At 55.9% G+C, this 14393-nt stretch carries 11 protein-coding genes; 4 read left to right on the top strand and 7 right to left on the bottom strand.

All coding sequences use genetic code 11. The annotated features are described in order from the left end of the window. Positions 1-288: 288 nt before the first annotated feature. The 4 genes from QPL94_RS17320 to sdhC are packed head-to-tail and all read right to left on the bottom strand — an operon-like array spanning position 289 to position 3495. Positions 289-993: a succinate dehydrogenase iron-sulfur subunit gene (locus QPL94_RS17320; protein ID WP_285359084.1), complete on the bottom strand. Its 705-nt coding sequence runs from the start codon at positions 991-993 to the stop codon at positions 289-291. 13 nt (positions 994-1006) lie between these two features. Beyond that, positions 1007-2779, bottom strand: coding sequence for a succinate dehydrogenase flavoprotein subunit (gene sdhA, locus QPL94_RS17315; protein WP_285359082.1), 1773 nt, complete (start codon positions 2777-2779; stop codon positions 1007-1009). A gap of 3 nt (positions 2780-2782) precedes the next feature. Continuing rightward, entirely contained in the window at positions 2783-3127 is a 345-nt protein-coding gene (gene sdhD, locus QPL94_RS17310; RefSeq protein WP_137434268.1) for a succinate dehydrogenase, hydrophobic membrane anchor protein, read from the bottom strand. Continuing rightward, positions 3121-3495 carry a succinate dehydrogenase, cytochrome b556 subunit gene (sdhC, locus tag QPL94_RS17305; protein WP_036208076.1) on the bottom strand — a complete coding sequence of 125 codons (375 nt, stop codon included), beginning with the start codon at positions 3493-3495 and terminating at the stop codon, positions 3121-3123. The genes sdhD and sdhC overlap by 7 nt, the downstream gene beginning before the upstream one ends. A gap of 456 nt (positions 3496-3951) precedes the next feature. Here sdhC and gltA point away from each other — a divergent pair, with 456 nt between their 5' ends. Beyond that, a complete protein-coding gene (gene gltA / locus QPL94_RS17300; RefSeq protein WP_285359079.1) occupies positions 3952-5226 on the top strand; it encodes a citrate synthase in 1275 nt (424 codons plus the stop codon). 127 nt (positions 5227-5353) lie between these two features. After that, positions 5354-6229 (top strand): NAD(P)-dependent oxidoreductase, encoded by an 876-nt coding sequence (locus QPL94_RS17295; RefSeq protein WP_285359077.1) that lies wholly within the window; start codon positions 5354-5356, stop codon positions 6227-6229. Positions 6230-6292: 63 nt separating this feature from the next. Here QPL94_RS17295 and topA read toward each other — a convergent pair whose 3' ends face one another. The 3 genes from topA to fadB all read right to left on the bottom strand — a co-directional run bounded on the left by topA (position 6293) and on the right by fadB (position 12533). Then, the gene (gene topA / locus QPL94_RS17290; protein ID WP_285359075.1) at positions 6293-8929 is read right to left on the bottom strand and encodes a type I DNA topoisomerase; all 2637 of its coding nucleotides are present in this window, start codon (positions 8927-8929) and stop codon (positions 6293-6295) included. A 247-nt stretch (positions 8930-9176) separates the two neighbouring features. Further along, on the bottom strand, positions 9177-10352 hold the full coding sequence (gene fadA, locus QPL94_RS17285) for an acetyl-CoA C-acyltransferase FadA (protein WP_137434264.1): 1176 nt from the start codon (positions 10350-10352) through the stop codon (positions 9177-9179). Between the two features lie 33 nt (positions 10353-10385). Then, the gene (gene fadB, locus QPL94_RS17280) at positions 10386-12533 is read right to left on the bottom strand and encodes a fatty acid oxidation complex subunit alpha FadB (RefSeq protein WP_285359073.1); all 2148 of its coding nucleotides are present in this window, start codon (positions 12531-12533) and stop codon (positions 10386-10388) included. A 446-nt stretch (positions 12534-12979) separates the two neighbouring features. Here fadB and QPL94_RS17275 point away from each other — a divergent pair, with 446 nt between their 5' ends. Next, entirely contained in the window at positions 12980-13801 is an 822-nt protein-coding gene (locus tag QPL94_RS17275; RefSeq protein ID WP_285359072.1) for a hypothetical protein, read from the top strand. Between the two features lie 156 nt (positions 13802-13957). Further along, a complete protein-coding gene (locus QPL94_RS17270) occupies positions 13958-14389 on the top strand; it encodes a universal stress protein (RefSeq protein WP_285359070.1) in 432 nt (143 codons plus the stop codon). Positions 14390-14393 lie beyond the last annotated feature (4 nt).

Here is a 14393-nt window from a genome sequence, read left to right as displayed (position 1 = left end):
TGGTGCGGGGAGCTGGCTATGGTCGGCCAGGGGTAAATCTGAGTCAATACGGGTTTTTACGGGATCGACTGTGGCCACCACACCCAACAAGGATGTTTTCCGTTCCCCGGTGGTTATTATACTCAGCAAAGCCGCGGGGGAACTTTATAAGTTCCCGTCACGGCCTGCGTAGTGTGCACCCTGCTAAGACTTTTGACTATAAGCCTTTGGTTGAAGGGCCCGCCTCGTTGCGGGCCCTACCGGGTGCCGAGCTTGTCAGCACAGTATAGCGCGTGTGCCAGATTCTGCTTACGTCGCCCGCTGAAGCAGAAGATTGCGGATATGGCCGATTGCCCTTGTGGGGTTCAGGCCTTTGGGACAGACACTGACACAGTTCATGATGCCGCGGCAGCGGAATACGCTGAATGGGTCATCCAGATTGGCAAGCCGTTCTTCCTGAGCCGTATCGCGGCTGTCCGCCAGGAAGCGGTAGGCCTGGAGCAGGCCGGCAGGGCCGATGAACTTGTCCGGATTCCACCAGAACGACGGACAGGCCGTGGAACAGCAGGCACAGAGAATACACTCGTACAGGCCATCCAGCTTTTCCCGGTCTTCAGGAGACTGGTAACGTTCAATGGCAGGTGCCGGATTGTCGTTGACCAGGTACGGCATGACCTTTTCATACTGTTTGTAGAAAAGACTCATGTCGACCACCAGATCCCGAATGACCGGCAGCCCGGGCAACGGACGCAGAACCAGCTTGTTGTTCTTGACCACTTCCGACATCGGAGTGATGCAGGCAAGACCGTTCTTGCCATTCATGTTCATGCCATCAGAGCCACAAACACCCTCACGGCAGGAACGACGGTAGGCCATTGAAGGATCGCGCTCTTTAATGAGGTTCAGCACATCAAGGACCATCAGGTCCTTGCCTTCCGGAACCTCGACTTCCACGTCCTGCATGTAAGGCGCGCTGTCGGTTTCCGGGTTATAACGATAAAGGCTCACTAACATTTCGACGTCCCCCTCAGTAAGTCCGGACCTTCGGCTCAAACGTGTCAACTGTCTTCGGCGCAAAATTCACATCACGCTTACCGACACGCTTGTCTACCGGGTAATACATAGAGTGCTTGAGCCAGTTCTCATCGTCACGCTCGGTAAAGTCGTTACGGGCGTGGGCGCCGCGGCTTTCCTTACGTTCAAACGCGGAAATGGCGGTAGCCTGAGCCACTTCGAAAAGATTATCGAGTTCAAGCGCTTCGATACGAGCGGTGTTGAAGGCGTTACTGGTATCGGCCAGCCTGGTGTTACGAACACGCTCACCGATCGCCTCCAGCTTCTTGAGCCCCTCTTCCATGCTCTTGCCATCACGGAATACGCCAAAGTACAGCTGCATGCAGCTCTGCAGGTCCTTGCGAACGTCGGCAACACTTTCACCTTCGGACGCACTGTTAAGGCGATCAAGGCGAGCCATGGCATTCTTGATGTCCTGCTCGCTGGCGCCGTCAACCTCGAAGCCGCCACGGAGCTGTTCTTCAATATGCAGGCCAGCCGCACGGCCAAACACCACAAGGTCAAGCAGCGAGTTGCCACCCAGGCGGTTGGCGCCGTGTACGGATACACAGGCCGCTTCGCCGCAGGCAAACAGACCCGGAATCGGCTTGTCCTTACCGCTTTCGTCCTGAGTCAGAGCCTGGCCGCCGACGTTGGTTGGAATGCCGCCCATCATGTAATGACAGGTCGGAACAACCGGAACCGGCTCTTTGACCGGGTCCACGTGTGCAAAGGTACGTGACAACTCACAGATACCCGGCAGACGCAGGTTCAGGGTTTCTTCACCCAGATGATCCAGCTTCAGCAGAACGTGGTCTTTCTCCGGGCCACAGCCGCGGCCTTCAAGAATCTCTATGACCATCGAACGCGCGACAACGTCACGACCAGCCAGGTCTTTCGCGTTGGGAGCATACCGCTCCATGAAACGCTCACCCTCGGAGTTGATCAGATAACCACCCTCACCCCGGCAACCTTCGGTCACCAGCGTGCCTGCACCGTGAATGCCGGTGGGGTGGAACTGCCACATCTCCATGTCCTGCATCGGGAAGCCCGCACGCAGTGCCATGCCGATGCCGTCGCCGGTATTGATCAGGGCGTTGGTGGTAGAGGCGTAAATGCGACCCGCACCGCCGGTGGCCAGAACCGTTGCCTTGGCCTTGATGTAAGCCACTTCGCCGGTTTCGATTTCAATCGCAACAACACCGACGACTTCGTCTTTGCTGTTCTTGACCAGGTCAACCGCGTACCACTCGTTCAGGAACGTTGTGCCACCTTTCAGGTTTGCCTGATACAGGGTGTGCAGCAATGCGTGCCCGGTACGGTCAGCAGCGGCACAGGTGCGCGCCGCCTGAGTGGGGTTGTCCGGACCTTTGGACTGGCCGCCAAACGGACGCTGATAGATACGGCCCTGCTCGGTACGGGAGAACGGCAGCCCCATGTGCTCAAGCTCAAAAACGGCCTGCGGGCCTACCGAACACATGTATTCGACGGCATCCTGATCGGCAATGTAGTCAGAGCCCTTGACGGTGTCGTACATGTGCCAGCGCCAGTCATCGTTGGGATCGGCACTGGCTATCGCACAGGTAATACCGCCCTGGGCAGACACTGTGTGGGAACGTGTTGGAAACACCTTGGTGATACACGCAGTATTGACGCCGGACTCGGTCAGTTGAAGGGCGGCACGCATACCGGCACCGCCCCCACCGATAACAATCGCGTCGTAAGACATGGTCTTGATATTAGCCATTAATTAAAGCCCCCAAAGAATCTGAATGCCCCAGACTACATACACGAACATTGTCAAACCACACAGTGCCTGAACCAGGAACCGGGGCAGAGTCGCCTTGATGTAATCCGTTGTTACTGTCCAGAGCCCCACCCAGGCATGCGCACCGATTGACAGCAGTGCGAGCAGGGTAAAGATGCGGAACCAGGTCTGATCAAAAAGCGCGGACCAGGTTTCGTAATTGACGTCAGAGGTCAACATGAAACCGAACAGAAAAATTGTATACAGAGCAAGTACGTAGGCCGTCACGCGCTGGATCATCCAGTCGAATACGCCACTGCGTCCGAGGTTCGTTACGCTGCTTACCATACCCAGACTCCTGCCAGAAGGATGAGAATAACGGAAATCACGACTGTGGCTTTCGCCGCGAGCCGGCCACTTTCAAGCTCTTCGCCGATGCCCATATCCATCAGCAGGTGTTTGATACCCGCAACCAGGTGGTACAGCAAGGCAGACAGAATGCCCCAGGTAATCAGCTTCGCAAGGAAACTGTCCAGCAATCCACTAACGCGGCTGAAGCCCTCTTCCCCGGACAGGGAAAGCTGAAGTCCGTACAGCATGAAAGCAACACCCACAAAAATGATGATGCCACTGACGCGATGCAGTATGGACGTGATGGCTGGCAGCGGAAAATGGAACTTGCCGAGATCGAGATTTACTGGTCGTTTGCTATTCACAGCGCTCTCACACTCTCTTTTGGACCCGCGGGCCGGAAGAACCGGATGCGGATGGTTGGTATGTAAGGATTATCGTGTTGAACGAATTCGGTACACGATTGCCTAAGGAGGGAGAAAAACCGGCAAGCGTTCTTTTGATATCTGACGCTGCGGCCTGGTGTATCCCCGATTCCGGGATACGGATTATAAGGAGTACCCCTGGCAATTACAAACGCGCAACCTCGCGAAACCCCGTTAAATCAGGGCCTCGGACTCGCTATATAGATTATTGACAAATTCAATTCAGCCTCCGTTAAGGGCGTATTCCGGGTTTCCCTGATTTACAGCGAATGTCAAATAATGGGTTTTATTGCCTCCTCCATTGACAAAAAAAGCCAACGCCCTATATTTTGCCGCCAGTTTTGCGATAATACGCGCCTTCTAGCGCATCCAAATGCTGATAAATAGGAGAGCACCATGACCGACAGGAAAGCCACGCTTTCGGTGGGTGACAAGTCCATCGAGCTACCGGTTTATTCGGGCACCGTCGGCCCTGACGTCATTGACGTGAGAAGCCTGGTCCAGGAAGGCGTCTTTACTTACGACCCCGGATTTGTGTCCACTGCGGCCTGTGAATCACAGATCACTTACATTGACGGCGCCAACGGTGTTCTCCTGCACCGGGGTTACCCGATCGAGGAACTGGCTGAAAATTCGGACTACCTCGAAGTCTGCTACCTGCTGCTCAATGGCGAGCTGCCCACCCCGGAAGAAAACAGGAAATTCCACGAAACGATCAAAAGCCACACCATGCTGCATGACCAGATGCGCAACTTCTTCCAGGGCTTCCGCCGGGATGCGCATCCAATGGCCATCATGTGTGGCGTAGTCGGGGCGCTTTCCGCGTTCTATCACGACCAGATGGACGTTACCAATGCCCATCAGCGTGAAATTACTGCACACCGCCTGGTTGCCAAAATGCCGACCATTGCGGCCTGGTGTTACAAGTACAGTATTGGCCAGCCGTTCATGTACCCCCGCAACGACCTGTCCTACGCCGAGAATTTCCTGCAGATGATGTTTGGCGTTCCCTGCGAGGAGTACAAGCCGAACCCGATCCTGGCGAAAGCCATGGACAAGATTTTCATCCTGCACGCAGATCACGAGCAGAACGCGTCCACCTCCACGGTCCGCCTTGCCGGCTCCACCGGTGCCAACCCCTACGCATGTATCGCCTCTGGTATCGCTGCGCTCTGGGGCCCGGCGCACGGCGGCGCCAACGAAGCAGTTCTGGACATGCTGGCGGAAATCGGTGACGAAGCCAACATCGAGAAGTTCATTGCCAAGGCCAAGGACAAGGACGACCCGTTCCGCCTGATGGGCTTTGGCCACCGGGTTTACAAGAACTTCGACCCGCGTGCCAAAGTGATGGCGGAAACAGCCCACGAAGTGCTGACCGAGCTTGGCCTGGAGAACGACCCGCTGCTGAGAATCGCCCAGCGACTGGAAAAAATTGCCCTGGAAGACGAGTATTTCGTCCAGCGCAAGCTGTACCCCAATGTGGACTTCTATTCCGGCCTGATTCTCAAGGCTATCGGTATCCCGACGTCCATGTTCACCGTCATTTTTGCCCTTTCCCGCACCATTGGCTGGTTCTCCCACTGGAACGAAATGGTCAGCGGCGATTATCGCATTGGCCGTCCGCGCCAGCTGTACACCGGCGAAGAAGCCCGGAAATATCCGAAAAAATAGGCAAAACCGGGTTATCGAACCTGCTATCAAACAAAGGCCGCTGCATAGCGGCCTTTTTTGTGTCTGCTCATTCTGTAATGATTAAGGCTGATTTCCCAATAATAACCAAAGTCCGGAGACAGACTGTATGAGCGTAACCGCAGCATTTATCGGCCTGGGCATCATGGGTTATCCCATGGCCGGCCATCTCGCAAACGCAGGAATCGACGTAAGGGTCTGGAACCGTAGCGCCGAAAAATCCGCTACCTGGGCCGGGAAATACCCGGGCAAAGCCTGCGACTCTATCGCCAGCACCGTGATGGAAGCCGACTTCGTATTTACCTGCGTCGGCGCTGACCACGATCTTGTGGAAGTCTTCGAGGGGCCCGATGGCATCATCGCCAATGCCAAGCCAGGCGCCATTCTGGTGGATCACACCACTGCTTCTGCAGGCATTGCCGAACAGCTGGCGCAGCTTGCCAGGGCACGCAATCTTGAATTTATCGATGCACCTGTCTCCGGCGGCCAGCAAGGAGCTGAAAACGGCAAGCTCACAATCATGTGCGGCGGCGAAAATGATCCCTTTTCGCAAGCGAAGCCACTGATGGAGCATTATTCCAAGGCACTGAACCTGATGGGCCCGGTTGGCAGTGGCCAGAAGACCAAGATGGTAAACCAGATTGCCATCGCCGGCCTGGTACAGGGCCTGTCCGAGGCGCTTCACTTTGCAGAACAGGCGGAGCTCGATGTACGCAAAGTCGTGGATGTTATCTCTAAGGGTGCAGCCCAGTCATGGCAGATGGAAAACCGCTCCGGCACCATGATTGACGGCGAATTCGAGCATGGGTTTGCCGTTGACTGGATGCGTAAGGACCTGGCGATCTGCCTGGAGGAAGCGCGCAAGAATGGAGCCCGGCTGCCGGTTGCGGCGCTGGTGGATCAGTTTTATGGGGATGTTCAGCAGATGGGCGGGAGACGCTGGGATACTTCATCGCTGATTCAGCGGCTACGCAAGAAATCCTGACGTTCACTTTGCAACAAACGGCAGGATGGTGAGGAACCACCCTGCCGTTTTTCTTTCAAGCCATCACTTTTCTTTCGGCTGCCACTTTCCGTTCACATACCACGCCGACCAGCCCGTCGCCTTGCCTTCTTTCTCCGACATGACGTACTGCTCCTTGGTCTTGCGGCTGTATCGGATCACCGTCGGGTTACCCTCGGGATCACGCTCCGGCGCTTCCATCAGGAAATCGTACTTGGGATCAATTTCCTTGCGATGAGGCTTGATCTCCATCACCAGCGGCGGGCGCGTTTCCCGGTTCTTGGGAAACTTGCTGGCCGCCAGGAACAGCCCTGAGGCGCCATCACGCAGCACATAGGTGTCGTCCACCTTTTGGCACTGCAGTTCCGGCATGGGCACCGGGTCCATCTTGGGCGGCGCCGGCTCGCCGCTCTTGAGCAGCTTGCGGGTATTCTTGCACTCCGGATTGGTGCAGCCGAAATACTTACCGAAACGGCCGGTCTTGAGTTGCATTTCGGAACCGCACTTGTCGCACTCCAGAGTCGGCCCTTCATAACCTTTTATGCGGAACGTGCCCTTCTCCACTTCATAACCGGAGCAATCGGGATTATTACCGCACACATGCAGTTTGCGGGTTTCATCCACCAGGTAGCTGTCCATGGCGGTTCCGCACTTCGGACAGCGGCGCTTCTTGCGCAGCAGGCGGCTTTCGCCCTCACCTTCCACATCTTCATCAGCACTGACCACTTCGTCGCCTGAAACCAGGTTGATGGTGGTCTTGCAGCGCTCCTTCGGTGGCAGCGAATAACCGGAACAACCCAGGAACACACCGGTACTGGCTACCCGGATCTGCATCGGGCGGCTGCAGGTCGGGCACGGAATGTCTGTTTCTGTCGGGGTGTTGGCCCGCATACCGCCGTCTTCGCCGCCCTCGGCGGTTTCCAGCTGCTGGCGGAACCGGGCGTAGAAATCGTTCAGGACCTTTTTCCAGTCCACCTCACCACCGGCAATTTCATCCAGTTCGTCTTCCATCCTGGCGGTGAAGTCAAAATCCATCAGGTTCGGGAAGGATTCGGACAGCCGCTCAGTAACAATCTCGCCCATCTTTTCGGCATAGAAACGGCGATTCTGCAGACGAACGTAACCACGGTCCTGGATGGTGGAAATGATCGAAGCGTAAGTTGAGGGCCGGCCGATACCCTGCTTCTCCAGCTCCTTGACCAGACTGGCTTCGGTGTAACGCGGTGCCGGCTTGGTGAAGTGCTGGCTGGGATCAAGCTTTTTCAGGTCCAGGGTTTCATTCACCTGAATGTCGGGGAGCGCAATGTCTTCGTCTTTTTTGGCAGACTGGGGCGCCACCTTGAGGAAGCCCTCAAACTTGATAATACGGCCGCGGATACGCAACTCGTAATCGCCGTTAGCGACCAGAATAGACGTGCTCAGGAACTCGGCATCTGCCATCTGACAGGCAATGAACTGGCGCCAGATCAAGTCATACAGCTTCTCAGCGTCCTTCTCCAGGCCGCTGATGTCTGCCGGCCTGCGACCCACATCCGTCGGGCGAATGGCCTCGTGGGCCTCCTGAGCGCCCTCCTTGCTGCCGTACACCCTGGGGTTCTCGGGCAGGTACTTGTCACCGAACTGCTTTTTGACAAATTCACGACAGCTGGCCACTGCGTCCTGACTCAGGTTGGTGGAGTCGGTACGCATGTAAGTGATAAAACCCGCCTCGTAGAGGCGCTGGGCCAGCATCATGGTCTTCTTGACGCTGAACCCCATCCGGTTACTGGCGGCCTGTTGCAGGGTCGAGGTAATAAACGGAGCCGACGGCCGCGATTTTGTCGGCTTGTCTTCCCGCTTGGCAACCTTGAACGTTCCTGCCTTCAGGCGCTCAACATGCTCGGCACTCTCTTTCTCGTTAACCGGGCGATAGGCCTTGTCGTTATATCGGGTGACCTCGAAGCGAACCGGCTTTTCGGCTTGCTTCGACATCAGATCAGCGTGCAACTGCCAGAATTCTTCGGGCACAAACTTGCGGATTTCCCGCTCGCGCTCGACGATCAGCCTGACCGCCACCGACTGGACGCGCCCTGCCGACAGGCCACGGGCAATCTTCGCCCAAAGCAATGGTGACACCATGTAGCCCACAACCCGGTCCAGGAAACGACGGGCCTGCTGGGCGTTGACGCGGTCGGTGTCGAGATTGCCGGGGTCCTTGAAGGCCTCCTGAATGGCACGCTTGGTGATCTCGTTGAAGACCACGCGGCGGTACTTCTCAGGCTCGCCACCGATGGTTTGTTGAAGGTGCCAGGCAATGGCCTCCCCTTCCCGGTCCAGATCCGTTGCGAGGTAGATATGGTCGGCGGATTTCGCCAGGCGCTTCAGCTCACTGACGACCTTCTCCTTGCCGGGCAGAATCTCGTAACGGGCACTCCAGTCGTGGTCCGGGTCCACGCCCATGCGAGCGACCAGTTGCTCCCTGGACTTGCGTTTCTTGTGAGCCGCCTTCTCGTCCGGGCTCATCTTGCGGGTCAGCGCGGCCTGCCTGGCGCGCTCTTTCGGATCCGACGTTGAGCCGCTGCCACTGACCGGCAGGTCGCGAATATGCCCGACGCTCGACTTCACAATGAAGTCAGCGCCCAGGTATTTGTTGATGGTCTTCGCTTTCGCTGGCGACTCGACAATAACGAGACTTTTACCCATATCGGAGATCTGTGTCCTTGGCGATAATCGGTTAAAAAATCAGCAAACCGTAAACTCGCTGTAAAATCAGTCGGCTAGAAAACAACCCAGTAGCCGCCACATTGGTATAGGTGCATTGTTTTACAGGGTCAAGAAAAGCAAGACAACCCATTCTTCTGTTTATAGCCGGCTTTTTTGCTCGGTCAAAGACAGGAAAGCCCGGCATTTGCCGGGCCTCCTGAGCATGCTACCAATTCGGCTTACCGAATCAGAGACGCTCCCATACTGTGGCAATGCCCTGACCAAGGCCGATACACATGGTGGAAACACCAAGCTTACCGCCTTTGGCCTGCATGACGTTCAGCAGGGTTGTGGAGATCCGTGCACCGGAACAGCCCAGTGGATGGCCCAGGGCAATCGCACCGCCGTTCAGGTTCACTTTCTCTTCCATCACGCCCAGCAGTTTCAGGTCTTTCAGCACTGGAAGTGACTGACCAGCAAACGCTTCGTTCAGTTCCCAGAAGTCGATATCCTCGACTTTCAGGCCTGCACGCTTCAGGGCTTTCTTGGTCGCCGGAACCGGGCCGTAACCCATGATTGCGGGATCACAACCGGCAACCGCCATGCTGCGGATCTTCGCCATTGGCTTCAGACCCAGGGCTTCGGCACGCTCGGCGGACATCAGTACCATGGCAGCGGCACCGTCAGTCAGCTGTGAAGACGTACCGGCGGTGACGGTGCCGTTCTTCGGATCGAAGGCCGGCTTGAGCTGACCCAGGGACTCGACCGTGGTCTCGGGACGGATGGTTTCGTCCGCTTCAATCAGCACCTTGAAGCCATTCTCGTCGTGACCTTCAATAGGCACGATTTCGTTCTTGAAGCGGCCTTCAACGGTCGCTTCCTGGGCCAGGCGGTGTGAACGTGCGCCGAACTCGTCCTGCTGCTCACGGGTAATGCCGTGCATTTTCGCCAGCATTTCCGCAGTCAGGCCCATCATGTTGGAGGCCTTGGCGGAGTACTTGGACGCAGCCGGGTTGTGGTCAAAGCCTTCAGTCATGGGCACGTGACCCATGTGCTCAACACCACCAATCACAAACACATCGCCATTGCCGGTCTGGATGGCCTGGGCCGCAGTGTGGATTGCGCTCATGGCCGAACCACACAGACGGTTGACGGTCTGTGCCGCAGATTCGTGCGGGATACGGGTCAGCAGTGAAATCTGACGCGCCACGTTGAAGCCCTGTTCCTTGGTCTGGTTTACACAGCCCCAGATCACGTCTTCAACTTCTTTCGGGTCGAGCTTCGGGTTGCGCTCAAACAGTGCTTCAATCAGCGCAGCCGACAGGTTTTCCGCACGTACATTGCGGAAGCAGCCATTCTTGGCACGACCCATCGGACTCCGCACGCAATCGACGACGACAACGTCTCTCGGATTAAGGCTCATAGATCTTTCTCCGTTCGGAAATCTCGTTCAGGGTTAGCCAAAGAACTTTTCACCAGTCTTGGCCATTTCACGCAGCTTCTCGGTCGGGTGATACAAAGCACCAAGATCTGCAAACTTGTCTGCCAGCTCGACGAACTTGTCCACACCCATGTCGTCGATATAACGCAGGGCACCACCACGGAACGGCGGGAAGCCGATACCGTAGACCAGGCCCATATCGGCGTCTGCCGGGTCTTCAACAATGCCGTCTTCCAGGCAGCGAACGGTCTCCAGGCACAGGGGCAGCATCATGCGGGCGATGATGTCCTCGTCGCTGAAGTCGTTCTTACCCTGAACAACCGGTTCAAGCAACTTGTAGGTCTCTTCGTCGACAACCTTCTTCTGCTTGCCCTTGCGGTCCAGTTCGTACTTGTAAAAGCCCTTGTCGTTCTTCTGTCCGTAACGGTTGTTATCGAACATCACGTCAATGGCGGTGGTGCCTTCGTGCTTCATCCGGTCCGGGAAGCCTTCGGCCATCACTTCGCCGGCGTGCTTGCCGGTGTCCATGCCAACAACGTCCAGCAGGTAAGCCGGACCCATCGGCCAGCCGAATTTTTCCATGACCTTGTCAACGTGCTGGAAGTCAGCGCCGTCACGTACCAGGTTCACGAAACCGCCGAAGTACGGGAACAGTACACGGTTTACCAGGAAGCCCGGGCAGTCGTTGACCACGATCGGGGTCTTGCCCATGGCCTTGGCGTAGGCAACAGTGGTGGCAATCGCACGGTCGGACGTCTTCTCACCACGGATAACTTCTACCAGCGGCATCATGTGCACCGGGTTGAAGAAGTGCATGCCGCAGAAGTTTTCCGGACGCTTCAGGTTAGCCGCCAGCTTGTTGATGGAAATGGTTGAGGTGTTGGAAGTCAGGATGGCGTCTTCACGAACCGAATCCTCGGTTTCGCGCAATACCGCGTCCTTGACTTTCGCGTTCTCAACAACCGCTTCCACCACCAGGTCGACATTCTTGAAGTCGCCATAGTTCAGGGTCGGTGTGATGTTGTTCAGAACATCTGCCATCTGGTCGGGCTTCATCTTGCCCTTGTCGATGCGCTTGGTCAGCAGCTTCTTGGCTTCTTTGAGGCCAAGAGCGATGCCGTCCTGGTTGATGTCCTTCATCAGGATTGGCGTGCCCTTCAGGGCGGACTGGAATGCAACACCGCCACCCATGATACCGGCGCCCAGTACGGCGGCCAGTTTCACGTCGTTGGCTTCTTTTTCCCAGGCCTTGGCCTTCTTCTTCAGTTCCTGATCGTTCAGGAACAGGCCAACCAGGCAGGCGGCGACATTGGTCTTGGCCATCTTGGCAAAGCCCTTGGCCTCCACCTCGATCGCCTTGTCACGGGTCAGGCCGGCGTGCTTCTGCATCACCTTGATGGCCTCGACCGGTGCCGGGTAGTTCTTGCCAGCCTGGCCGGCAACAAACGCCTTGGAGATCTCGAACGCCATCATGCTCTCCATGGCGTTCAGTTTGATCTTGCCCTTCTTCTCTTCGCGACGGGCCTGATAATCCAGCTTGCCGTCGTTGCACTGGTTGATGATGCCGATGGCGGCTTCAACCAGCTTTTCACCTTCCAGCACGGCATCCACGGCACCGATTTTCAGCGCTTTGTCAGCACGGTTCTCGGTACCACCGCAGATCCATTCAACCGCGTAATCAACACCCACCAGACGGGACAGCCGAACGGTACCGCCGAAGCCCGGGAATATACCCAGCTTCACTTCCGGAAGACCAACCTTGGCCTTCTTGTCCATAACCCGGTAATCGGTGGCCAGACACATTTCAAAGCCGCCGCCCAGAGCCATACCGTTGATAGCGGTAACCGTGGGGAAAGGCAGGTCTTCAATGGCACTGAATGCTTCGTTGGCCTTCAGGTTGTTGGCAACCAGGTCTTCTTCCGACCCTGCAAACAGGTCAGTGAACTCGGTAATGTCGGCGCCAACAATAAAGCTGTCCTTGGAGCTGGTAACGACCAGACCCTTAAGGCCCTTTTTCGCTTCCAGCTTGTCAGTCGCGGCGCGGAGCTCTTCAATCGTCAGACGGTTGAACTTGTTCACTGACTCGCCCTGCAAGTCAAAGTTCAACTGAGCGATCCCGCCTTCGATCTCTTTAACCGTGATGGCTTTACCTTCGTAAATCATCAACTGATCTCCAGTCTGTGTTTGGAACTGCTGTAACAGCCACACAAGCGCTCGCAAAGCGGACGCTGATGCAGCGAGATTTCGGTCACTATTTCCTGTTACTACCCCGATCAACCGATCCAATAATTCATACAGTCGTTTGAATCGTGGGGTGACACGATGAAAAAAAACGAATCGTTTGTCAATTTGTTTCTGGAAGAATCAACCCGGCCAGCCCCCGAACGAACAACCGAACGGCATTTGGAGGCGAATGGAATTGTTGTTTATCAAGCAGGTAGTCAGCGTTATTGAAGCGGAACAGGAGCTATATCACGTATATTTCAAACTTGTTTACATTTGCCCCCGTTAAGCCCCTCAAAACAGCTTGATTGGCCGGCCCAGTTACTTTACCTTCGGATTACGACTTTAGTCCACAATAATAAAGTAGCCTTACGGAGACTCATCCGATGAAAGACGCTCGCCTGCGGGTACGCTCACTTGTAACAGCTCTTATCCTGTTGTTGATTGCTTCCTTTACTGTTCGCGCCCAGGAGCAAGGAAACGGCTTTCTTTCCGATCTTCACAACTTCCGCGTCAGCAATTACGTGGCACTGGATGCCTATTACCGGTTCAGTGCCACGGGCGATACCGAAACACTGAACGAGATTGTGGCCGCCATCAACGAGGCCAACGAATCCATGAATTCCGTTGCCGACAGCACCGCCGGCGTACTCTCCGGGGAGCAGGTTGAAAGCCTGAACGTGGAATTCGACAAGTTCAAGGACCTGATGCGCAGCAATATTAACGACGTGCGCAATACCGGTTACCCGGACCTGCGTCTGGTATCTGATATGGCGAACCAGGCTTTGCTGATGAACCAGGTAGCTTCCGAAATGTACGCGGTTGCGCAGGAAAGCTCAGAGACCGAAATCAACAGCCGTATCGAGGCCGCCCGTTCTGCCGCGGTCACCATGGCCCAGATGATGGCGAAGTATTCAGCGCGCACACACTCGTCAGCGGGCCAGACGTTCCAGGGCTCCTCCAACGATATCCCTCTGGACGAGCAGGCACGCCTGTTCGATACACTGCTTTCGCAGGTTACGGAAGGCGACTCTCAGGGGCAGCTGAAAACCACTCTGAATGACCTGACATCGAAGTGGGAATTTATCCGTGGCTCCTACATCAACTACAACGACAATAACGTCGCGTTTGTGATAGACCGTTATTCCAAAGGAATTCTCAGGAGCCTGGAAACAACCATTGGCCTGTTACAGGAAACGGCCGCCTGATCAGCCTTTAGCCAGGGCAATACAGCGCCCTGGCCCTTCCTTTACCATCAAACCTATCGACTATTTTTGATACCTGTCAGTATTGGTTTACACTTTTCAGGTACAGTAATTCTGGACAAGCCCCGATTCAGACTTCATCCGCGAAGGAGCGATGCGATGTCAATCTATCAAAAAATTCTGGTGGCCATTGATCTGACCGAAGAGGCCCCGCAGGTTCTCGATAAGGCCGTGGAGGTCAGCAAGGCCCTTGGTGCACAACTCATGCTGGTGCACGTGGTAGAGCCAGTGGGCTACGCTTATGGCGGTGACATCCCCATGGATCTCACCGAACTCCAGGATCAGCTGGACAAGGCGGCGAAAGATCAGCTTGCCAAATATGGTGAGCAATACGGGGTGTCGAAAGAGAACCAGGTGGTGACCGTTGGCCGTCCGGAGTCCGAAATCCACCGGCTGTCAAAAGAACAGAATGCCGACCTGGTCATCGTGGGAAGTCACGGACGCAAAGGTTTTCAGTTGCTTCTGGGCTCGACGGCCAATGGCGTGCTGCACGGTACCGTGTGCGACGTACTGGCCGTCCGGATTCAATAGAGCC

It is taken from the genome of Marinobacter sp. SS13-12, from assembly GCF_030227115.1.
Classification (GTDB): domain Bacteria; phylum Pseudomonadota; class Gammaproteobacteria; order Pseudomonadales; family Oleiphilaceae; genus Marinobacter.
This window is presented reverse-complemented; position numbering and strand designations above follow the sequence as displayed.

Coding starts and splice junctions, on each gene's coding strand:
- QPL94_RS17320 (WP_285359084.1), bottom strand. CDS start 993: ATGTTAGTGAGCCTTTATCGTTATAACCCGGAAACCGACAGCGCGCCT.
- sdhA (WP_285359082.1), bottom strand. CDS start 2,779: ATGGCTAATATCAAGACCATGTCTTACGACGCGATTGTTATCGGTGGG.
- sdhD (WP_137434268.1), bottom strand. CDS start 3,127: ATGGTAAGCAGCGTAACGAACCTCGGACGCAGTGGCGTATTCGACTGG.
- gltA (WP_285359079.1), top strand. CDS start 3,952: ATGACCGACAGGAAAGCCACGCTTTCGGTGGGTGACAAGTCCATCGAG.
- QPL94_RS17295 (WP_285359077.1), top strand. CDS start 5,354: ATGAGCGTAACCGCAGCATTTATCGGCCTGGGCATCATGGGTTATCCC.
- topA (WP_285359075.1), bottom strand. CDS start 8,929: ATGGGTAAAAGTCTCGTTATTGTCGAGTCGCCAGCGAAAGCGAAGACC.
- fadA (WP_137434264.1), bottom strand. CDS start 10,352: ATGAGCCTTAATCCGAGAGACGTTGTCGTCGTCGATTGCGTGCGGAGT.
- fadB (WP_285359073.1), bottom strand. CDS start 12,533: ATGATTTACGAAGGTAAAGCCATCACGGTTAAAGAGATCGAAGGCGGG.
- QPL94_RS17275 (WP_285359072.1), top strand. CDS start 12,980: ATGAAAGACGCTCGCCTGCGGGTACGCTCACTTGTAACAGCTCTTATC.
- QPL94_RS17270 (WP_285359070.1), top strand. CDS start 13,958: ATGTCAATCTATCAAAAAATTCTGGTGGCCATTGATCTGACCGAAGAG.